The sequence below is a fragment of the Pseudoalteromonas sp. H71 genome (assembly GCF_001468485.1).
GTDB lineage: Bacteria > Pseudomonadota > Gammaproteobacteria > Enterobacterales > Alteromonadaceae > Pseudoalteromonas.
Map to the genome: position 1 here is coordinate 1 of NZ_LODI01000027.1, position 20,866 is coordinate 20,866.

The following is a 20,866-nucleotide window of genomic DNA, read 5'->3' on the forward strand; positions in this document are numbered from 1 at the left end:
TAATATCTTTCGATATTGAATTGACTGTGCTGCAATTCCTACCGAAGTAGTTATTGCTGTTGGTCACTCAGTTTCAATTGAGACTCTAATTTGTTTGCCTCACTACCGAAGTAGCTTGGCTGTTAGAACTCAATCTGTACGAGTGCCCACACAGATGATTGCTTTATATTGTTAAAGAACGTTGCGACGTTGTCGCTAGGGATGCGTATAATACATCCTTTATTTTTTGAGTCAACACTTTGTTTTCAAATTTCTTTTTAGAAGCTTTAAAAGTAAAGTTTTACTTAACTCTCTGATTAACTCTTGCCTCGCTATGCGTTGGCGCCTGCCGTCTCAGTGGGGTCGCATTATAGGGATATTCGAGTGGGGGTCAATGTTTAATTCACGCTTTTTTGAATAAAAACACTTTTAGTACGAAAGGTATACAAATAAAGGGGTGGAGAGCGCTTTTAGTTTAAAAAACATGCATTTTTAATCACTTTAAAAATGCTAATGATCTATGAATATAAAAGCGGAAAACAAAACATATTCTTTTCCGCTTTTAAATAGCATGGTTAATTAGCTGAAATTTCCCATACTGCAATAGAACCAGATATTTCATTACCTATTATGAGGAGTGGTTTATTAGTGGCACTTTGTTCAGCCGGCACAAACATCATCCCTTCTGGTGCAAGGTCGCCGGTTATAGCTGCTTCTTCTATTACACCTCGGTTATAAAAGTAGTCTTCAAATTGCACATCATATGGGTTAGTAATATCGTAAACCATAATCCCGCCCATACGCTCGAGCCCTATAAATGCAAAGGTGCGTTCACCAATTGTACCTATTGTGAGCGCTTCGGGTTCTGCGCCTTTATCGTCTGAGCGTGTATCGCCTTTATTTTCATCTTCATTGTTATTGAAGGCTTCGCCATGAACAGATGCAGTTATACGGCCTATGTCGTCGCCTGAGTCAAACACCACCAGCCCATTACTGTCCCAAATAGTAAACGAACGTGCGCCATAGGCATAAAGCGATTCGTATTGGCCATCGTTATTAGTATCACCTTTAACCGTTGTCACTTTTAAACGGCCGATGTCGTTATCGTCGTTATTTAAGTAGTCAAAGTTAGCAGCAAGTGTTAAGTCTTCAACGCGGCTTTCATCTATGTAAGCAAGGCAACCATCGTCTTCATCGAAATCTAAGCCGCCTTTGGCTGTACAATCTGCATCATCGGTTGTATCAAAAAAGTATTCGCGTGCATCGCCTTCATTAGCCGACACTATAAAGTTGGCGCCTTTCCAGCTAAAGCTTGATATTGTGTCTGGCTGGTACATGCCGTATAAGCCGGGGTATGATTTAAAATTAACACCGCCGTCTTTATCTGATGCGTCTATTTGTAAGTTAGACCAGTCTTTAAATCCTAACCCTTTTAACTCAAGAGAGTTATCTTCTAGATTAACGATGGCAAGCGCGTTATTTTCTTGAATTGATACATAAGCGTATTTGTTATCTTTAGAAATGCTGACGTACTCTGGCTCTAAGTCCATAGCGACGGTTGTATTTATTAAATTACCATTTATAGTGCGCCCTGTTGGATTAGCAAATACCAATCCTATAGCTTCAAGCTCAGCTTGCTTATCGTTGTATGCTGTAAAGTCAATATTTGTAGCGGTGTCGGCAACTTCCCCATCAATAACATTAATAATGCTGATAGACCCCTGTGGGTCAATACTATAGTCGCCATTAGGTTCTCCTTCGTTGGCAACAACCACTTTTACTCCATCATGGCTAAAAGTAACCATATCAGGCAAAAAACCAGCGGTTACATTTTTTATAAAGATTGGTGTATCGCCGCTTATATCGTAAAAGGCAACTTGGCCCATTTCACCAACGTTTTTTGCGGCCATGGCTACAGCAAGTAATTGGTTATTTTCGTCTATTGCAATGCTGTTTGCGTCACCGGGGGTGTTGTCGTTTAAGGTAAGTGTAATTGCCGTACTTAAGTTAGTTGTATTTACAATGCCTTCGTTATCTTGCGCTAAAGCAGCTGTATCGAATGTGTCGGCAGGGATAATATTTACAACCGCTGTATCGCCCGAGCTATTAATAGCGTAAATCCATTTTTTTGATGCTTGATAAGCGACTATTTCGGCAGCACCTTCAGGACTTTGCGCATTGAGTACAGCTCTACCTACTAAACTAATGGTTAAAGCTGAGTTAGCGTTGGTGCCGTTAATTCCATTCTCACCTGCAGTTCCTTGTACACCTTGTAAACCCTGTGCGCCACTTTGACCATCATCGCCATCTAATGAGCAACCGGTCAGTATAGATAAAAGTGAAAGCGCTATTATTGATTTTTTTAACATTGTAATTTCTCTTAGTGTGGTATTACGTAAATATCAACACAGAGGTATTACAAAGTTGTGGCACTTTTAATAAAACTTTTTTACCTTAAAAAACCAGCTGATAGGCTAAAGGTAAAATAAGCAACATACCCAAAATATAACCGGCCTTTTTTATCGTTGGCGAATAGTTATTTTTAATTTTAATACCTAGCAAGGGCCTCAGAGCATCAAAGCGCATTACCACTAATGTAATAGCTGCGCAAGCCCCCCAAGTACCCACTGTAATTAAAAATAACTCAACCACGGGGCAAAAATTAAAAGGCCGCAGCATAAAACACAAAATAATTAATGCACTTTGATGTAATACGTAAAAGGGAAACACCACGCTATTTAGTGTATTTAGGTAAGGTGCTTTAAAGTTTAAAAAGCGCTGCGCTAAGGTGAGCATGGCGAACACCCCAACAACTCTTTGAGTATTATATATAGTGACCCAAACATAATTTGGTAAATCTAATACACTCTGATACGCCAAAACAATGCACACATATAATAGGATAAAGCTTGTACACAATACCCAACGATATTGATTTAAACTTGCCCAAAAATAAGTATTTTTGGCTAACAGGTATCCTGTAAATAAAAATATAAAGCCGCTTACTTCGCGTATTGCATCACCTTTTTAAATAATTATTAGCAAGCAACATGGCTATTACTAATAAGCCTGTGAGCATAGGAAATGATAGATTTAATTTAACCGTGGTTAATAAAGAAGAAAAAATAGAAAGCTTTGCTACTAATGAGTATATAAAAACAATAAGCATGAACTGCCATAAAGAACGTAAATACCATAAATGATTTACATCAACATGCGGCCATACGCCAGATTGGTAATTAGCAAACATGCTATTACTAGTATCTAAAAACGCTAAATAAAACTGCCAGTACGTTATATCTATAACGCCTTGTTGATGCATTTCGGCATAAAGCTGTAAAGGTACAACTAACCATAACCCCACCAGCAGGGGCAGTAATATAAAAATAGAACGCTTTAAAACAAATAGGGCACGTAGTTTGTAGCCACCTACCTTATCAAGCATAAAACGAAGTGCCACCCCTGATATAAACCAAATTAGCAACATTCTCCAAGGGGAAAACACCAACATAAAAGACTCTACGTGTTCAGACGTATAATTACTTTTAAAATGAAACCCCCAATTTGGGCTATACAACATACCTATGTGATAAAAAATGAGAGTCGCAAATGCAATTACTCTTAACCAATCAAGAAAGTAATGGCGAGAGTGTATAGATTGTATTGCGTTTAATTGAGTACTCATACGTTAACCAATGTGTTTGTGATACCGGTAGTTAACTTAAAATAACTCGCAAAAACTATACATAAGTGCTTATATTACAAGCAATAGTGATAAAAGGTGGTATACAGGGATAGCTGTCTCCTACAAATATAAAAGCACACATAATGAACCTTCAACACTTTCAACGTTTTCAAACTTTTTATGCCGCGTTACTTTTGTTTAGCTACGTTGTAATAAACAATACGGTTAATGCGACAACTCAAATAATGGAGGCGCAAAGAGACGGCGCACTGCCTTTTTTAATATGGGAGCCGTTTGTATGGGAATATTCCAGTGCGTTTAGCACGTTAATTATATTCCCGGCTGTGGTGTGGCTATTAAAAAAAGTACCTTTTAATTGGCATAATATTGCGCTTTCGCTGTGTACTTACTTTGTAGCGTCTATTCTTTTCAGCGTATTCCACATTAGTGTAATGGTTGGAGGACGTAAGCTCATTTATTGGTTGAACGAACTTCACTACAACTTTGGGCTCAGCTGGTTTGAATTTTTATATGAATACCAAAAAGATGCGATAAGCTTTTTATTCTTTATCACTCTTATTAAAGTTTATCAGTATATTGTTAAACAGCTACTCGGGGAGGCTTCATCTATTGATGAAAGTGAGCAACACAATACTGATACTATTAATCGCTTATTAGTTAAAAAGCGGGGTAAAGAATTTATTATAAAAATTGACGACGTGGATTGGCTTGAATCTTCAGGCAATTATGTAAACTTACACATTGGCACGTCCATTTACCCTTTAAGAACGACCCTTACAGCACTAAGTGAGCAATTAGAAGATAAAGGCTTTTGTAGAGTCCACCGCAGCCATGGCGTAAACCTTGATAGAATAGAGTCTATTACACCGCTACCTAGTGGTGATAGTGAAATAAAACTAACTACAGGTAAAGTGCTTAACCTTTCTAGGCGTTATAAAGAGCAATTTAAACTTAAGCTGCAATAAAAAAGGCTACCTAGGTAGCCTTTCAGTATTATTTTTTAACCGGGCGTTTCCAGCCGGTTAAATTACGCTGCTTTGAACGTGCTATTGCAAGCTGCTCGTTTTCAACGGTGCTAGTGATCACAGAGCCCGCTCCCACAGTTGCTGTTGCACCAATATTTACAGGGGCAACAAGTGATGAATTTGAGCCAATAAAAGCATTATCGCCAATAATGGTTTTTGCTTTATTCACCCCATCGTAGTTACAGGTAATTGTACCTGCGCCAATATTTACTTTTTCGCCAATTTCAGCATCGCCTAAGTAACTTAAGTGATTAGCTTTAGAGCCTTTACCTAAACGGGTTTTTTTCATCTCAACAAAGTTACCAATGTGAGAGTCTTCTTCCATTACCGCACCTGGGCGAAGGCGTGCATAAGGGCCAAGTGTACATTTAGCCGCTACGCTTGCATCTTCAATTAGAGTATTCGCCTTTATTACAACGTTATCGCCTACGGTACAGTTTTTAAGTACACAGTTAGGGCCTATGTGTACGTTATTGCCAAGGGTTACATTACCTTCAAAAATAACGTTGATATCAATTAATACATCTTCACCTGTTTTTACGTCGCCACGCACGTCAATGCGAGCAGGGTCGGCAAGAGTTGCACCATTTAACATTAACTCTTCTGCTTGCCATGCTTGATAAGCTCGTTCAAGGCCTGCTAGTTGTACGCGGTTGTTTGCACCTTCAACTTCCATTGCATGATCTGGCTGAGCCGATGTAATTTCTACACCTTCACTGTGCGCCATAGCCACTATATCTGTTAGGTAGTATTCACCTTGGGCATTATTGTTAGATAAGTTGCCTAACCAGGTTTTTAACAGTTTGCCGTTAACCGCCATAATACCGGTGTTTACTTCGTTAATAAGTAACTGCTCTGCGCTTGCATCTTTTTGCTCAACAATACCAACAAGCTTGTCATTTTCACGCAGCATACGACCGTAGCCATTTGGATTAACCAAGTTAACGGTTAATACCGCTAGCCCATTTTTAGGTGTTGCAGCTAATAAGCGCTCAAGCGTTGATTGCTTTGTAAGTGGTACATCGCCGTACAACACAAGTACAGTGTCATCATCATTAATGTGAGGGTTTGCTTGTGCAACAGCATGGCCTGTACCTAGTTGATCTGCTTGCAGTACCCAGTTTACGTTATTATCGGCAAGTTGTTGTTGTAATAGTTCGCCGCCGTGTCCGTAAACTAAATTAGTTGTGGTTGCACCAAGTGCCTTTGCGTTATCTATAACGTGCTGCACCATAGGTTTACCTGCCACTTTATGCAGAACTTTAGGTAGAGCAGAGCGCATACGAGTACCTTTACCCGCAGCAAGAATTACTGTTGTTAGAGCCATTAAAACAATTTCCTTTTTCCGTTGTTTTAGTTAACAAGTCTGTTTATACAGAAGATTACGTAAGTCACGCCCTGTGCAAATACTCAGTAAACTAATTTGCTATTACTGAATCTTGGCTGAAAAACACACTTAATTTAATGGCGTTATTGTAACGGGGATTGATGAAGGATATAAGTGAAAAGCTCAGTTAATAACTTCTACGACTAAAAAAAGCTTAAATTTAAACACGGACCTTAGCAACAAGCACAAAAAAGCCCACATAGAGTGGGCTTTTTATAAACCAGATAGGCTTACTTTTTACGTAATTGCTGAATAACACGTAGTTGTGCTACCGCTTCAGCTAGCTGCATTGCCGCTTGATTGTAATCAAGCTCTGACGATGCACCTTTTGCCATTTGCGCTTCAGCGTCACGTTTAGCTTGCTCTGCAGCTTGTTCGTCTAGGTCTTCACCACGAACGGCTGTGTCTGCAAGTACGGTCACTATGTTCGGTTGAACTTCTAGTGTACCGCCAGCAATATAAATGAGTTCTTCTTCACCAAATTGCTTAACTAAACGCACCATACCAGGTTTAAGGGCAGTTAGTAGTGGCGCGTGACCGGCATTAACACCAAGCTCACCTTCACTACCAGATACTTGAATCGATTCAACCAAACCAGAAAACAAGTTCTGCTCTGCGCTTACTACGTCAAGATGTACAGTCATAGCTGCCATACTACCCTCCTAATTACATGCTTTTGGCTTTTTCTTGAGCTTCTTCGATAGAGCCAACCATGTAGAACGCTTGCTCTGGAAGGTCATCAAACTCACCGTTTAAAATGCCTTTGAAGCCAGCAATTGTGTCTTTAAGTGAAACGTATTTACCTGACGCACCTGTAAATACCTCTGCCACGAAGAACGGCTGAGATAGGAAGCGTTGGATTTTACGTGCACGAGATACAAGTTGCTTATCTTCGTCAGAAAGCTCGTCCATACCTAGGATTGCGATGATGTCTTTAAGTTCTTTGTAACGCTGAAGAACCGTTTGAACGCCACGTGCTGTATCGTAGTGCTCTTGACCAATTACTAATGGGTCAAGCTGACGTGAAGATGAATCAAGTGGATCTACCGCTGGGTAAATACCAAGTGATGCGATATCACGTGAAAGTACTACTGTTGCATCTAAGTGAGCAAACGTTGTTGCTGGAGATGGATCCGTTAAATCATCCGCAGGTACGTATACCGCTTGGATTGATGTGATTGAACCCGTCTTAGTAGATGCGATACGCTCTTGAAGTACACCCATTTCTTCAGCTAGTGTAGGCTGGTAACCTACTGCTGATGGCATACGACCAAGTAGTGCAGATACTTCTGTACCCGCAAGTGTGTAACGGTAGATATTATCAACGAAGAAAAGTACATCGCGACCTTCGTCACGGAACTTTTCAGCCATAGTAAGACCTGTTAACGCTACGCGTAAACGGTTACCTGGAGGCTCGTTCATCTGACCGTATACAAGCGATACTTTATCAAGTACGTTTGAATCGTTCATTTCATGGTAGAAATCGTTACCCTCACGAGTACGCTCACCAACACCTGCGAATACTGAGTAGCCGCTGTGCTCGATTGCGATGTTACGGATAAGTTCCATCATGTTTACGGTTTTACCAACACCGGCACCACCGAATAAACCAACTTTACCACCTTTAGCAAACGGACATACAAGGTCGATTACCTTGATACCTGTTTCTAAAAGCTCAACTGAACTTGATTGCTCTTCGTATGAAGGCGCTGCACGGTGAATAGACATACGGTCTTCTTCGCCGATTGGGCCAGCTTCATCGATTGGCTCACCAAGTACGTTCATGATACGACCAAGTGTTGCTTTACCAACTGGAACTTGAATCGCTTCACCTGTGTTTGATACTGCTGCACCACGACGTAAACCGTCTGTAGTACCTAGTGCGATAGTACGTACCACACCGCCACCTAGCTGTTGTTGAACTTCTAGAGTCAAACCAGCTAAATCGCCATCTGTTACTTTTAGCGCGTCATATACGGCTGGCACGTTGTCTTGTGAAAATTCAATATCCACAACGGCACCGATAATTTGGACGACCTTACCTAAACTCATGTCTATTCCTCTCGTTAATCTTTGCCTGAAGCATTAAACTGCGGCTGAACCAGAAACAATCTCACTAATTTCTTGTGTGATTGCCGCTTGGCGGGCCTTGTTGTAAACAAGCTGTAACTCATCCATAAGGTCGCCAGCGTTATCAGTTGCAGCTTTCATTGCAACCATACGGGCAGCCTGTTCAGAGGCAGCGTTCTCAACCACACCTTGGTATACCTGAGACTCTACAAAGCGAACTAGCAAAGACTCTAAAATAGCGTCTGGACTTGGTTCGTATAAGTAGTCCCATGTGTGGGCAGATACTTCTTCTTCAGCTTTTGGCAAAGGGAGTAACTGATCTATTGTTGGCTCTTGCTTCATGGTATTAACGAAGTTGTTATATACCAGGAATAAACGGTCAATTTTACCTTCAGAGAATGCATTAAGCATTACTTTTACAGGACCAATAACGTCTTGTACTGAAGGTTTATCTCCTAGGCCTGCTTTTTTAGCAAGCACTTGACCACCAAAGCGTTGAAAGAAACCAGCAGCTTTGCTGCCTAAAGTTGCAAACTCTGCGTCTACACCTTTTTCTTTCCATGCTTTTATGTCTAATGCAACTTTCTTAAACTCGTTTGAGTTTAAGCCGCCACACAGACCTCGGTCAGTAGAGATAACAATATAACCAACTCGTTTTACTTCACGTTCTTCTAAGAACGGGTGAGTAAAATCAAGATTTGCTTGAGCAACACGACCAATCACTTTGCGTAATTTGTCAGCGTATGGACGGCTTGAAGCCACTCGTTCTTGCGCCTTTTTCATTTTAGACGCAGCAACCATTTCCATTGCGCTAGTGATCTTTTGAGTATTTTTAATACTCCCGATCTTGCTTTTAATCTCTTTTCCGCTGGCCATGACTCTCTCTCCGAATCAAGGTGTGCTTTAGTAAACTAAAGCGCACCATTAATAACTAAATTACCAAGTTTGCGTAGACTTGAACTTCTCTAGAAGTTCTTTAAGTTGCGCTTCGATCTCGGCGTTGTAGTTACCAGTTTCATTGATTTGAGCCACAAGCTCTGCGTATGTGCTACTTGCATAAGAAAGTAAAGCTGCTTCGAAATCCATGATTTTAGAGATTTCGATATCTTTAAGATAACCTTTCTCAGCTGCAAATAACGACAAAGACATTTCAGCAACAGACATTGGCGCGTACTGTTTCTGCTTCATTAGCTCTGTTACACGCTCACCATGCTCAAGTTGAGCACGTGTAGCATCGTCAAGGTCAGACGCGAACTGCGAGAACGCAGCTAATTCACGGTACTGAGCTAGGGCTAGACGGATACCGCCACCTAGTTTCTTAACGATTTTAGTTTGTGCAGCACCACCAACACGCGATACCGAGATACCAGCATTTACTGCCGGACGGATACCTGAGTTGAATAAGTCAGTTTCTAAGAAGATCTGACCATCGGTGATAGAGATAACGTTAGTCGGTACGAACGCAGAAACGTCGCCGCCTTGAGTTTCAATGATTGGCAATGCCGTCAATGAACCAGTTTGTCCTTTCACTTCACCGTTAGTGAACTTTTCAACGTAATCAGCGTTTACACGCGATGCACGCTCTAAAAGACGCGAGTGAAGATAGAATACGTCACCTGGGTATGCTTCACGACCTGGTGGACGCTTAAGTAGTAATGAGATTTGACGGTAAGCAACTGCTTGCTTAGATAAATCATCATATACGATTAATGCGTTTTCACCACGGTCACGGAAGTATTCACCCATAGTACAGCCCGAGAACGGTGCTAAGTACTGAAGTGCCGCAGACTCAGAAGCAGATGCTACAACTACGATAGTATTTGCAAGTGCACCGTGCTCTTCTAATTTACGTACTACGTTAGCAATAGTAGATGCTTTTTGACCAACCGCTACGTACACACACTTAACGCCTGTGTCTTTTTGGTTGATGATTGCATCGATTGCTAGTGCAGTTTTACCTGTTTGGCGGTCGCCGATTACAAGCTCACGCTGACCACGACCAACTGGGATCATAGCATCAATAGATTTGTAACCAGTTTGAACTGGCTCATCTACAGATTGACGCTCGATTACACCTGGTGCAATTTTTTCTACAGGTTCAAACCCGTCGTTATCTAAAGCGCCTTTACCATCGATAGGAGCACCTAGTGTGTTAACAACACGACCAAGTAAGCCAGCACCAACAGGAACTTCTAAGATACGACCAGTTGTGTATACTTTTACGCCTTCAGTAAGGTCAGCGTACGGACCCATTACTACTGCACCAATTGAGTCGCGCTCAAGGTTTAGTGCGATAGCATAACGGTTGCCAGGAAGCTCAATCATCTCACCTTGCATACAGTCAGCTAGACCGTGGATGCGGATGATACCGTCAGTAACAGATACAATTGTACCTTCGTTACGAGCTTCACTTACAACTTCGAACTTCTCAATACGTTGTTTGATTAGTTCTGAAATTTCAGTGGAATTAAGTTGCATGCTCTTTTTCCCAATTACGATTGTAGTGTTGTGGCCAAGCGGTTTAATTTTCCGCGTACAGAGCCGTCGATTACAGTGTCGCCTGCCTTAATAATAAGGCCGCCAACTACTGACGCGTCTTCACTACAATTCAGCTTAACTTTGCGTGCGAAACGTTTTTCAAGTGTCGCTACCAATGACTCTTGCTGCGCTGCAGTAAGAGGGGTTGCCGAAATCACGTCTACATCGATTTCTTTGTCATACTCTGCTTTAAACGCAGCGAATAACTGTGCAACCTCAGGCAGTGCAATCAAACGTCCATTTTCAGCCATCACCTTCACTAGGTTCTGACCTTGTTCGTTGAGCTGCTCTGCGCATAAATTAATAAATAACTCAGCTTGTGCAGAAGCAGTAGGCAGTCCAGCTAAAATGGCTGATGCTTGCTCATCGCTGGCAACGTGGCCAGCGAAAAACAACATGTCATTCCAGCTTTCAATAGCGCCTTTTTCAACGGCAAGTTCAAAAGCCGCTTTAGCGTATGGGCGAGCGATAGTAGTCAATTCAGACATGCTCATACCCTCCTAATTTACAGCTCAGCGACAAGTTTTTCAACGATGTCACTATGTGCGGCTTGATTGATTTCACGCTCTAAAATTCTCTCTGCGCCAACCACAGCCAGTGTTGCTACTTGCTTACGTAGCTCTTCTGTCACACGGTTACGCTCTGATTCAATTTCAGAGTGCCCTTGAGCAATAATTTTTTCACGCTCTTCTTGTCCACGAACGGTTTCTTCGTCAACAATTAGCACGGCACGCTTTTTAGCTTGATCAATGATATCAGCCGCTTGAGCTTTTGCATCTTTAAGCTGTTCTGCAGCTTTTTGTTGCGCAAGTTCTAAGTCTTTTTCGGCTCTATCAGAGGCAGCTAAACCATCTTCGATTTTCTTCTGGCGAGCTTCAATTGCACCGTTTAGTGGTGGCCATACGAATTTCATACAAAAAAGTACGAACACCGTAAACGCAATTAATTCACCGATAAGAGTGGCGTTTAAGTTCACAACCGCTCCTCCTTAAATAGTAAGCTGTTCAAAAAATAAAATTAAAGTACGAACAACAATACCATCGCGATACCAACACCAATCATTGCTACAGCATCGATTAGACCAGCAAGGATAAACATTTTAACTTGTAGCGATGGTGCAAGTTCAGGTTGACGCGCACATGCTTCAAGGAATTTACCGCCCATGTTACCAAAACCGATTGCTGTACCGATTGCACCGAAGCCGATAAGTAAAGCTACTGCGATGTACTTAAGACCTAATACTAGTTCCATTTTTTTCTCCAAAGTTTCAATTGTAATTAAAAGTAAAAATTAAAAGTTATAAATTAGTGATTATCTGAACTTGCCATACTTAGGTATACGATTGTTAGCATCATAAATACGAATGCTTGCAATACGATTACTAAGATATGGAATACAGCCCAAACAAAGTGCAACGGTAGTTGCATTAAGCCAATCGCACCTATAAGGATGAAGATTAGTTCACCTGCATATAAGTTACCGAACAAACGCAGTGCCAGTGAAAACGGCTTAGAAACCAATGCGATAAGCTCTAGTAATAGATTGAATGGGATTAAAAGAATCTGCATAGCTGTATTGTTAGAACTAAACGGGTGAAGTGTTAGCTCTTTAATAAAACCGCTGATGCCTTTAATTTTAATTGAGTAACCAATCATTAATATAAACACGCCTAGCGCTAGTGCTGCTGTTAAGTTTATATCTGTTGTTGGTACAATTTTCATGTATACGTCGTGTGAGTCCATGCCAAAAGCTTGCTCACCAACTAAACCAGCAAATGCAGGCAAGAAGTCAACTGGGATTAAATCCATTAAGTTCATTAAAAATATCCAAACGAATATCGTTAATGCTAATGGTGCTATCAGCTTGCTTTTACCATGGAAAGTGTCACGTACGTTGTCGCCAACGAACTCAACTATCATTTCAATGAAACACTGAAATTTACCTGGTACGCCCAATGTTGATTTTTTAGCGGCACTACGGAAGATCCATAAAAAGATAAGACCTAGTCCGATTGACCATGCGAGGGTATCTACATGCCATGTCCAAAAACCACTGTCCGTACATGCTTTATTGAAGGCTAGACCGGCGTCGGTCGAGCACATCTTAGCATTGGTTAAGTGGTGCTGGATATGGCTAGATAGAGTAACTTCTTCTGCAGCCATGTTATATCCCAAAAGTTAATGTTTAAAAAAAACGGGTGCAAACAATCCAGTGAATAAAGCTAGTACATAGATACTAAAAAAGGGCAGTAAAACTACCGGAAAATGCTTTAGTACTAGCGCAAACAAAATGATTGTCAGCATAAACTTTAGAGCGTTACCGCGTTTTAACGCGTTATACGCTTGTTCTGCACGACTCGCGCCCATAAATCGAAAGGCGTAAAGTGCAAAAACACAGTGAGGGAGTATCGCGACTGCGCCACCAGCTAACGCTGACAGACTGGCTTCAACTCCCAAACCAATAAAAATAATTACGGCAGCAAATAATGCTACAACACCCTGAAGACAAATTAATTTAAATGCGGCAAGCCTATACGGACTCGCTAACTTATTATTCACTTTTTGTTAACCTTAATGGCATTCAAATCGTTAGGGTGTGAAAACTGGCGAAATTATACTGTATCCTGCCAGTTTTGCAACTTGAGTAGAGAGTTTGTAACACAAATTTGCTACAAATGTCTCTTTTTAGACATGTAATAGATCAATGGTGGGTATTGTCGTGATTAATACGATTCAAAATGCCGTCAAGCTCGTCTAAATTAGTATATGAAATAACCAATTTACCCTTGCCTTTTTTGTTGTAATTTATCTCTACTTTAGCACCTAGGTTTTCTGCTAATTGTTGTTCTAACTGTTTAACATCTGGGTCTTTTTTGTGTTCTTGCTTGGCGGGTGCTGGCTCTAAAATTGCGCGCACTAATTTTTCAGTCTCTCTTACAGTAAGTGCCTTTGCAACAGCCGTTCGTGCAGCGTCAGACTGTGCTTCACCTTCAAGTGCAAGTAAACAGCGCGCATGACCCATTTCTATGTCACCATGTTCTAACAGAATTTTTACATCGTTGTTTAAATTATTTAAACGTAATAAGTTTGTTACGGTCGTTCTTGATTTCCCAACCGCATCAGCCACTTGTTGATGTGTTAATTCAAACTCATTTAATAAACGATTTAGTGCAACCGCCTCTTCCATTGCATTTAAATCTTCACGCTGAATATTTTCAATCAGGGCAATAGCAACGGCGGCTTCATCGGGTACATCTTTAATGATACACGGAACAGTGTCGAGCTTAGCTATTTGCGCTGCGCGCCAACGACGCTCACCGGCAATAATTTCATAGCTGTTATGAGCAATAGGGCGTACTACAATGGGTTGTATAATACCTTGTGATCGAATTGAACTGGCAAGTTCTTCGAGTGCCTCTTCAGACATGTCTTTACGAGGTTGGTACTTGCCTGAATGCAAAAACTCAATAGGCAATGTTTGTAATGGGTTATCTGTAGCACTTACTGTACTTTGAACAACCTCTGTGACGTTTTGTGTGTCTTGTTCCTTGCTGGCGCTGGGTGCAGGCTTAGACGAACTTAAAAGTGCATCGAGTCCTCGGCCTAAACCTCGTTTTTTAGCAGACATGTTATTTTTTTACCTCAAAGTTAGGCGACAACGGACGCTGTTTTTTCTTTTCTGCGCAGCATTTCACCGGCAAGTGCTAAATACGCTTTTGCGCCACTTGATGCTCTGTCGTAATACATAGCAGGAGCGCCAAAACTTGGCGCCTCAGCTAGACGAACATTGCGCGGGATCACAGTGCGATACACTTTATCACCAAAATGTTGTTTTAATTGTTCTGAAACGTCGTTTGCTAGGCGGTTACGCGGATCGTACATAGTGCGCAATATGCCTTCAATTTTTAATTCGGGGTTAACCAATTTAGCCAACTGCGTGATGGTATCCATTAATGCAGTTAAGCCTTCGAGTGCATAATACTCGCATTGCATTGGCACTAAAATGGAATCAGCAGCGGCCATAGCATTAACAGTGAGCATATTTAATGAAGGCGGGCAGTCTATGAATATAAACTCGTATTGGTCCTGAATTTTTTCAAGTGCATTACGAAGGCGTACTTCACGGGCAAATAATTCCATGAGTTTAACTTCAGCAGCGGTTACGTCTCCATTTGCTGCAATCATATGGTATTCGCCAGACGTTTCTTTAATGATCACGTCTTCAATGGGCTTATCTTCAATAAGTAGGTCGTAAATAGTAGGCACATCGCCATACTTATCTACACCACTGCCCATAGTGGCATTACCTTGCGGGTCGAGATCAATTAACAGCACTTTACGCTTCGTTGCGGCCATAGACGCAGCGAGATTAACAGCGGTCGTAGTTTTACCTACACCCCCTTTTTGATTTGCCAATGCGATGACTTTTGCCACAGTGTCTCTGATCCCTAGTCTTTAGAAAGAATAATTAAATGTCGTTGTGCATCTAACTCAGGTACTTCTAATGCAATTTTTTTCTCAAACTTTACGCCAGCCGGTAGTGACTCTAACTCTTCGCTAGGGTAAACGCCTTTAAGCGCAATAAATTGACCCGAATGATCAATTAAGTGCGAGCACCAGTCAACCATATCTTGTAATGAAGCAAATGCACGACTGAGTACGCCATCTAATTTAACACTTGGTTGATATTCTTCAACTCTTGACTGCACCGGGGTAACATTATCAAGCCCGAGCTCATGTTTAACATGCATTAAAAAGCGTACACGTTTACCTAAACTGTCGAGTAAAACAAATTGGGTATTAGGAAGTGCAATGGCTAATACAATGCCAGGAAGGCCTGGACCTGTACCCACATCAATATAATGATGACCGGGTAAATGAGGTGCAACAACAAGGCTGTCCATAATATGTTTTACCATCATTTCTTGAGGCAAACGTACTGAGGTTAAGTTATACGCCTTGTTCCACTTATCCAATAGCTCAACGTAACGAACAAGCTGTTGTTGTTGTTTTTCTGTTAGCGCAATATCAGTTTGCGCTAACAATGTAGTTAATTGTTGTTGTAACACTAGGTGCCCTTACCATTACGCAGATTTGCGTAATAAGCCTTGCTTCTTCAGATACACTAATAATAACGAAATAGCCGCGGGTGTGATACCAGAAATACGCGAGGCTTGACCAATAGTGTCTGGACGAGACTCTTCTAGTTTTGCCACCACCTCATTTGATAAACCAGACACGGTTTTATAATCAAACTCTTTTGGTAAAATTGTTTCTTCATGACGAAGCTGTTTGTTGATCTCATCTTGCTGACGCGCAATGTAACCTGCGTATTTAGTATGGATCTCAACTTGCTCTAAAGCCGCCTTATTTGTAAATTCAGATCCTAAGCCTTCAATAGCCATTAGATCATCATAACGGATCTCAGGACGACGCAATAATTCTTCTAAACTTGCCTCACGCGTTAATGGCGCTTTTAATAATGCGTTTACCTGATCAACAACATTATGATCTTTATGAATCCACGTGTCCTTTATGCGTTGTTTTTCTTTCTCGATCACTTCCATTTTTTCGTTAAATGCTTGCCAGCGCTCGTCATTAACTAAACCTAGCTCACGGCCCTTTTCGGTTAGACGAATATCGGCATTATCTTCACGCAATAATAAACGGTATTCGGCACGGCTAGTAAACATACGGTACGGTTCTTTTGTACCAAGCGTTGCCAAGTCGTCAATTAATACACCAACGTATGCTTCGTCACGACGTGGCGTCCACGAATCTTTACCTTGCACTTTAAGCGCTGCGTTCATACCAGCAATTAAGCCTTGCGCTCCGGCTTCTTCATAGCCTGTAGTTCCGTTTATTTGGCCTGCAAAGAATAAACCTTCAATAAATTTAGTTTCTAATGATTGTTTTAAATCACGTGGATCAAAGTAATCGTATTCAATTGCGTAACCAGGTCGGCAAATATGTGCATTTTCAAAACCAGTAATCGATTGCACTATTTCCAATTGCACATCAAATGGTAGGCTTGTTGAAATGCCATTAGGGTAAAGCTCGTAAGATGTTAAACCTTCTGGCTCTACAAATATTTGATGTTTGTCTTTATCGGCAAAGCGGACAATTTTATCTTCAATAGATGGACAATAACGCGGGCCAATCCCTTCTATAACACCCGAGTACATAGGTGAACGATGCAAATTTTTGCGTATAACATCGTGTGTTTTTTCATTTGTGTAAGTGATGTAACACGGTATTTGTTGCGGGTGATCACTTTGTTTACCTAAAAATGAAAACACTGGTGTAGGCGTATCACCTGGTTGTTCTTGCATTTTGCTAAAATCAACCGTACGGGCATCAATGCGTGGTGGAGTTCCTGTTTTTAGACGATCTACTCTAAATGGTTGTTCGCGAAGACGCTGTGCTAAAGCAATTGATGGCGGATCGCCTGCACGTCCACCTTTGTAATTTTCTAAACCTATGTGTATTTGGCCACCTAAAAAGGTACCTACAGTAAGTACTACACTGGGTGCGCTAAAACGTAACCCCATTTGAGTTACTACGCCAGTAACACGATCGTTTTCAACAATTAGATCGTCACACGATTGCTGAAATATTTTTAAGTTTTCTTGATTTTGTAATGTTGTTTGAATAGCCGCTTTGTACAAAGCGCGATCGGCTTGTGCTCGAGTTGCACGAACAGCCGGTCCTTTTGAAGAATTTAAAGTACGAAATTGGATCCCGCCTTTATCAATAGCTTGTGCCATTGCACCACCAAGGGCATCTATTTCTTTTACCAAGTGACCTTTGCCTATCCCACCAATTGCTGGGTTACAAGACATTTGACCAAGGGTATCCATATTGTGAGTCAGTAGCAGGGTATTCATCCCCATACGGGCAGCTGCCAATGCGGCTTCAGTGCCTGCATGTCCACCACCTACTACGATAACGTCAAAATTTTCATGAAAAATCATTAATGGGATCCTACTTAAATCAAACCGGTAAACTTCAAAAGGGAGCGTATTCTACCTAGAAATGAGCAGAAGATAAATGATTAAACTGTGCTCAGATCTAAGTAAGTGATCTCTAATAATATAAAGGATCTTTTAAAGAGATCTTTTAATACTATTACTACTACTGATCATCCCACAAATAAGCACTGATCAAAAAGCCACTTTATACACAGGGGGTGATTAGTTAGATCTTATCCCATGGATAAGCATGCTCTAAAATGCAGTTTATTCAATCTTTATCCACATTATTAATTAAATTATTAGTAAATTGTGGGTAACTTTTATATGGAATTTAACTTGATCTCTTTATTTTAATCCTGTTTGAGACACCCAAGCATCTAACCAAGCTAGTGCTGTGTCTTCAGGGAGTGATTCGTCTAATATATTTAACTCTAAGCGTTCTGCTACTTTTATAGCGCCTTTTTCGAGCAGTAGTGCTTCTATATTGCGCCCTGCTAAGTTATACGTGTCGTAGCTGGTATCGCCTAGTGCTATAACCGAAAACTTTAAATGTTTTAAATCAGTTGTTTGAGCTACTTGTTCTACAAAACTTAAAAGGTTATCTGGATAATCACCTGCACCATAAGTAGATGTACATACTAGCCATACTGTATTGTGTTGATCTATTTCATTAAACTCAGGCTGATCATGTAGTTGAGCTTCAATACCTTGGTTATTAAGCTCATCGCTTAATTGCTCTGCAACATACTCGGCCGATCCCATTTGGCTGCCAACAATAATATTTACTGAACTCATGATTAGTTATGATCGCATTAGTTTTAATTGCTGCCTATGATAGCCGAGTGAAAACAGCAGTAAAGAGAAGAGTGTTAGTTTGGATAACTATTTTTAGGTTGATTTTTAGATCATTGTTTAAAATTATTTTAAGTTATTGATTTATATGGCTGTAACATAAAATATTTAAATGTAATCTTCTGATCAAGCTGTTAATAAGATTGGGGGAAGTTCTGTTTAACTCTATATCCTATTAGCCTGAAATTTTGTAAGTTATTGATTTTAATTATTTGTAAGTGCAAAAGTGATGAATATTTAATATAAAAATGAAGTTGATCATAATGTGGATATAAAGGGTGTTTATAACTGATTATTAAGATCTAAAACAATTTTAAAAAGTGATCAATTAAATATGATCTTACTAAATAAATACCAAATTAAATTTCATTATGGCTGTTTTTTACTAAAAATAGAGTTAATAACGTGTTTTTCAGTTAAAAATTTTTAGGGTTTTGTTCAAAAAGTAGGAATTGTGGATAACTGATCTGACTAAATTTAAAATTTTTGTAATATTGGTACATGTTTTTATATGTTTTAGCTGGTGGATAGCCCGATCAATACACACTTGTGATCGCTTTATTTTTTGATATATAGCCAAATATGGCTGCAATTTAGCTAACAAAATACTAAAAACAGTGATTTTAGTTTGTTTTAAGGTTAATTATATTGGCTTAACTTATTCGTATGTGGGGGATATATCACCCTAATTAGGCGGTTATATCTTGTAAAGTAGGCCATTAATAAGCATTTAAAGATACTAATTTAGAGTAATTGAGAGCCTAAAATAGCACTTAGCTTATCTAAAAAATACTCATACATTGATATAGGAAGGCTTAATTTAGGCAGTAAAAAAGGGCGTTTTTACGCCCTTAATTTTTAATTATTTAGTTGTTAGGTCTTTTATTTACCAATACAGAACGAGCTAAATATTTTTCCTAGTAGGTCGTCTGAAGTAAACTCACCCGTTATTTCGTTTAAAAATTGCTGCGTTAAGCGTAGCTCTTCGGCCAAAATTTCACCCGCAATATGCATTTCAAGCTGCGTTTTACCCGTATCTAAATGATAAGCTGCGCGCTCTAGAGCATCTAAATGGCGGCGACGAGCCATAAAGCCACCTTCTGTTGCGCCGTCAAAACCAATACAGGCTTTTAAATGCTCTCGTACAAGCTCAATACCATCTGCATTTTTAGCACTTAAGCTTATGACTGGGTATTGTTGGTGTTCATCTAGGCCTACAATATCACCCGACAAATCGGCTTTATTTCTGATCACTGTAACCCCCATGCCTTTTGGTAATTTTGCCATAAATTCTGGCCAAATTTTATGTGGGTCGGTATCGACGGTATCGGTGCCATCAAGCATAAATAAAACGCGGTCGGCTTGGTTTATTTCTTCCCATGCGCGCTCAATACCTATTTGTTCTACGCGGTCAGGGCTTTCACGAAGACCTGCGGTATCGATAATATGCAGTGGCATGCCATCAATGTGAATGTGTTCGCGTAGCACGTCGCGGGTGGTACCTGCTATTTCGGTTACGATTGCTGCTTCTCGACCTGCTAGGGCATTAAGCAAGCTTGATTTACCTGCATTAGGACGACCTGCAATAACTACACGCATACCTTCGCGCATTATACTGCCTTGTTTGGCTTTGTTAGTTACGGTGTTTAGCTGATTTATAATTGCGTCTAAATCACCGCTTACTTTACCGTCAGACAAAAAGTCTATTTCTTCATCTGGAAAGTCGATTGCAGCTTCTACGTACATACGAAGGTGGATTACTTTTTCAACCAGGGTTTCTATATGTTTGGAAAACTCACCTTGAAGCGATTGTAAGGCGCTTTTAGCGGCTTGTTCACTGGTGGCATTAATAAGGTCACTAATTGCTTCTGCTTGGGTTAAATCAAGCTTGTCGTTCATAAATGCGCGCTCAGAGAATTCTCCTGGCTTTGCTAAACGTACACCCTCTATTTTACTAATTTCTTTAAGTAGCATATCAAGCACAACTGGGCCGCCATGGCCTTGCAACTCAAGTACATCTTCGCCAGTAAATGAGTTCGGTCCGGCAAAATAAATAGCAATACCTTGGTCAAGCTGATCACCGTTTAAGTTTTTAAATGGTACGTAATCGGCGTATCTCACCTTTGGTATTTTACCAATAACTTGCTCGGCAACGCTTTTAGCAAGGCTGCCAGAAACCCGAATAATACCAACACCACCACGGCCGGGGGCGGTTGCTTGTGCTGCAATTGTGTCTTGATTGATCATGCTATTAAATTTACCAACAATGTGTACGTTATGGCGCTATTGTAACCTATGAAATTACCACTCGCGAATGCTCTGATAAAAAATGGGCA

20 protein-coding genes are annotated in these 20,866 nt (G+C 40.5%); 1 reads left to right on the forward strand and 19 read right to left on the reverse strand.

The annotated features are described in order from the left end of the window. Positions 1 to 554 precede the first annotated feature (554 nt). The 3 genes from ATS71_RS12695 to ATS71_RS19105 all read right to left on the reverse strand — a co-directional run bounded on the left by ATS71_RS12695 (position 555) and on the right by ATS71_RS19105 (position 3,664). Complete coding sequence (locus ATS71_RS12695) at positions 555 to 2,348, reverse strand: choice-of-anchor I family protein (protein WP_058405159.1); 1,794 nt, start codon at positions 2,346 to 2,348, stop codon at positions 555 to 557. 85 nt (positions 2,349 to 2,433) lie between these two features. After that, positions 2,434 to 2,775, reverse strand: a complete 342-nt coding sequence (locus ATS71_RS19100) for a hypothetical protein (RefSeq protein WP_235591483.1) — start codon at positions 2,773 to 2,775, stop codon at positions 2,434 to 2,436. 223 nt (positions 2,776 to 2,998) lie between these two features. Then, complete coding sequence (locus ATS71_RS19105; protein ID WP_235591484.1) at positions 2,999 to 3,664, reverse strand: hypothetical protein; 666 nt, start codon at positions 3,662 to 3,664, stop codon at positions 2,999 to 3,001. A gap of 143 nt (positions 3,665 to 3,807) precedes the next feature. Here ATS71_RS19105 and ATS71_RS12705 point away from each other — a divergent pair, with 143 nt between their 5' ends. After that, on the forward strand, positions 3,808 to 4,650 hold the full coding sequence (locus tag ATS71_RS12705) for a LytR/AlgR family response regulator transcription factor (RefSeq protein WP_058405160.1): 843 nt from the start codon (positions 3,808 to 3,810) through the stop codon (positions 4,648 to 4,650). A gap of 28 nt (positions 4,651 to 4,678) precedes the next feature. On the opposite strand, the gene glmU is transcribed toward ATS71_RS12705, so the two are convergent. The 16 genes from glmU to mnmE form a co-directional block, all read right to left on the reverse strand. Next, a complete protein-coding gene (glmU, locus tag ATS71_RS12710) occupies positions 4,679 to 6,037 on the reverse strand; it encodes a bifunctional UDP-N-acetylglucosamine diphosphorylase/glucosamine-1-phosphate N-acetyltransferase GlmU (protein WP_058405161.1) in 1,359 nt (452 codons plus the stop codon). Positions 6,038 to 6,327: 290 nt separating this feature from the next. Next, entirely contained in the window at positions 6,328 to 6,750 is a 423-nt protein-coding gene (locus ATS71_RS12715; protein WP_006793948.1) for a F0F1 ATP synthase subunit epsilon, read from the reverse strand. 13 nt (positions 6,751 to 6,763) lie between these two features. Further along, positions 6,764 to 8,149, reverse strand: coding sequence for a F0F1 ATP synthase subunit beta (gene atpD, locus ATS71_RS12720; RefSeq protein ID WP_006793949.1), 1,386 nt, complete (start codon positions 8,147 to 8,149; stop codon positions 6,764 to 6,766). A gap of 33 nt (positions 8,150 to 8,182) precedes the next feature. Continuing rightward, on the reverse strand, positions 8,183 to 9,043 hold the full coding sequence (gene atpG / locus ATS71_RS12725) for a F0F1 ATP synthase subunit gamma (RefSeq protein WP_058405162.1): 861 nt from the start codon (positions 9,041 to 9,043) through the stop codon (positions 8,183 to 8,185). A 60-nt stretch (positions 9,044 to 9,103) separates the two neighbouring features. Next, on the reverse strand, positions 9,104 to 10,645 hold the full coding sequence (atpA, locus tag ATS71_RS12730) for a F0F1 ATP synthase subunit alpha (protein WP_058405163.1): 1,542 nt from the start codon (positions 10,643 to 10,645) through the stop codon (positions 9,104 to 9,106). Positions 10,646 to 10,659: 14 nt separating this feature from the next. After that, a complete protein-coding gene (gene atpH / locus ATS71_RS12735; RefSeq protein ID WP_006793952.1) occupies positions 10,660 to 11,193 on the reverse strand; it encodes a F0F1 ATP synthase subunit delta in 534 nt (177 codons plus the stop codon). A 17-nt stretch (positions 11,194 to 11,210) separates the two neighbouring features. Continuing rightward, positions 11,211 to 11,681, reverse strand: a complete 471-nt coding sequence (gene atpF / locus ATS71_RS12740) for a F0F1 ATP synthase subunit B (protein WP_006793953.1) — start codon at positions 11,679 to 11,681, stop codon at positions 11,211 to 11,213. 41 nt (positions 11,682 to 11,722) lie between these two features. Beyond that, entirely contained in the window at positions 11,723 to 11,956 is a 234-nt protein-coding gene (gene atpE / locus ATS71_RS12745; RefSeq protein WP_004335261.1) for a F0F1 ATP synthase subunit C, read from the reverse strand. Between the two features lie 53 nt (positions 11,957 to 12,009). Further along, a complete protein-coding gene (gene atpB / locus ATS71_RS12750; RefSeq protein WP_058405164.1) occupies positions 12,010 to 12,867 on the reverse strand; it encodes a F0F1 ATP synthase subunit A in 858 nt (285 codons plus the stop codon). A gap of 15 nt (positions 12,868 to 12,882) precedes the next feature. Further along, positions 12,883 to 13,263, reverse strand: coding sequence for an ATP synthase subunit I (locus tag ATS71_RS12755; protein ID WP_006793956.1), 381 nt, complete (start codon positions 13,261 to 13,263; stop codon positions 12,883 to 12,885). Between the two features lie 142 nt (positions 13,264 to 13,405). Beyond that, positions 13,406 to 14,332 carry a ParB/RepB/Spo0J family partition protein gene (locus ATS71_RS12760; RefSeq protein ID WP_058405165.1) on the reverse strand — a complete coding sequence of 309 codons (927 nt, stop codon included), beginning with the start codon at positions 14,330 to 14,332 and terminating at the stop codon, positions 13,406 to 13,408. 20 nt (positions 14,333 to 14,352) lie between these two features. Continuing rightward, positions 14,353 to 15,138: a ParA family protein gene (locus ATS71_RS12765; protein WP_006793958.1), complete on the reverse strand. Its 786-nt coding sequence runs from the start codon at positions 15,136 to 15,138 to the stop codon at positions 14,353 to 14,355. A 14-nt stretch (positions 15,139 to 15,152) separates the two neighbouring features. Then, positions 15,153 to 15,773 carry a 16S rRNA (guanine(527)-N(7))-methyltransferase RsmG gene (rsmG, locus tag ATS71_RS12770; protein WP_058405166.1) on the reverse strand — a complete coding sequence of 207 codons (621 nt, stop codon included), beginning with the start codon at positions 15,771 to 15,773 and terminating at the stop codon, positions 15,153 to 15,155. A gap of 15 nt (positions 15,774 to 15,788) precedes the next feature. Continuing rightward, on the reverse strand, positions 15,789 to 17,678 hold the full coding sequence (mnmG, locus tag ATS71_RS12775; RefSeq protein ID WP_058405167.1) for a tRNA uridine-5-carboxymethylaminomethyl(34) synthesis enzyme MnmG: 1,890 nt from the start codon (positions 17,676 to 17,678) through the stop codon (positions 15,789 to 15,791). 345 nt (positions 17,679 to 18,023) lie between these two features. After that, entirely contained in the window at positions 18,024 to 18,473 is a 450-nt protein-coding gene (gene mioC / locus ATS71_RS12780) for an FMN-binding protein MioC (protein WP_058405168.1), read from the reverse strand. A 939-nt stretch (positions 18,474 to 19,412) separates the two neighbouring features. Further along, positions 19,413 to 20,777, reverse strand: coding sequence for a tRNA uridine-5-carboxymethylaminomethyl(34) synthesis GTPase MnmE (gene mnmE / locus ATS71_RS12785; RefSeq protein ID WP_058405169.1), 1,365 nt, complete (start codon positions 20,775 to 20,777; stop codon positions 19,413 to 19,415). Between the last annotated feature and the right edge of the window lie 89 nt (positions 20,778 to 20,866).

Coding starts and splice junctions, on each gene's coding strand:
- ATS71_RS12695 (WP_058405159.1), bottom strand. CDS start 2,348: ATGTTAAAAAAATCAATAATAGCGCTTTCACTTTTATCTATACTGACC.
- ATS71_RS19100 (WP_235591483.1), bottom strand. CDS start 2,775: ATGCTCACCTTAGCGCAGCGCTTTTTAAACTTTAAAGCACCTTACCTA.
- ATS71_RS19105 (WP_235591484.1), bottom strand. CDS start 3,664: ATGAGTACTCAATTAAACGCAATACAATCTATACACTCTCGCCATTAC.
- ATS71_RS12705 (WP_058405160.1), top strand. CDS start 3,808: ATGAACCTTCAACACTTTCAACGTTTTCAAACTTTTTATGCCGCGTTA.
- glmU (WP_058405161.1), bottom strand. CDS start 6,037: ATGGCTCTAACAACAGTAATTCTTGCTGCGGGTAAAGGTACTCGTATG.
- ATS71_RS12715 (WP_006793948.1), bottom strand. CDS start 6,750: ATGGCAGCTATGACTGTACATCTTGACGTAGTAAGCGCAGAGCAGAAC.
- atpD (WP_006793949.1), bottom strand. CDS start 8,149: ATGAGTTTAGGTAAGGTCGTCCAAATTATCGGTGCCGTTGTGGATATT.
- atpG (WP_058405162.1), bottom strand. CDS start 9,043: ATGGCCAGCGGAAAAGAGATTAAAAGCAAGATCGGGAGTATTAAAAAT.
- atpA (WP_058405163.1), bottom strand. CDS start 10,645: ATGCAACTTAATTCCACTGAAATTTCAGAACTAATCAAACAACGTATT.
- atpH (WP_006793952.1), bottom strand. CDS start 11,193: ATGTCTGAATTGACTACTATCGCTCGCCCATACGCTAAAGCGGCTTTT.
- atpE (WP_004335261.1), bottom strand. CDS start 11,956: ATGGAACTAGTATTAGGTCTTAAGTACATCGCAGTAGCTTTACTTATC.
- atpB (WP_058405164.1), bottom strand. CDS start 12,867: ATGGCTGCAGAAGAAGTTACTCTATCTAGCCATATCCAGCACCACTTA.
- ATS71_RS12760 (WP_058405165.1), bottom strand. CDS start 14,332: ATGTCTGCTAAAAAACGAGGTTTAGGCCGAGGACTCGATGCACTTTTA.
- mnmG (WP_058405167.1), bottom strand. CDS start 17,678: ATGATTTTTCATGAAAATTTTGACGTTATCGTAGTAGGTGGTGGACAT.
- mioC (WP_058405168.1), bottom strand. CDS start 18,473: ATGAGTTCAGTAAATATTATTGTTGGCAGCCAAATGGGATCGGCCGAG.
- mnmE (WP_058405169.1), bottom strand. CDS start 20,777: ATGATCAATCAAGACACAATTGCAGCACAAGCAACCGCCCCCGGCCGT.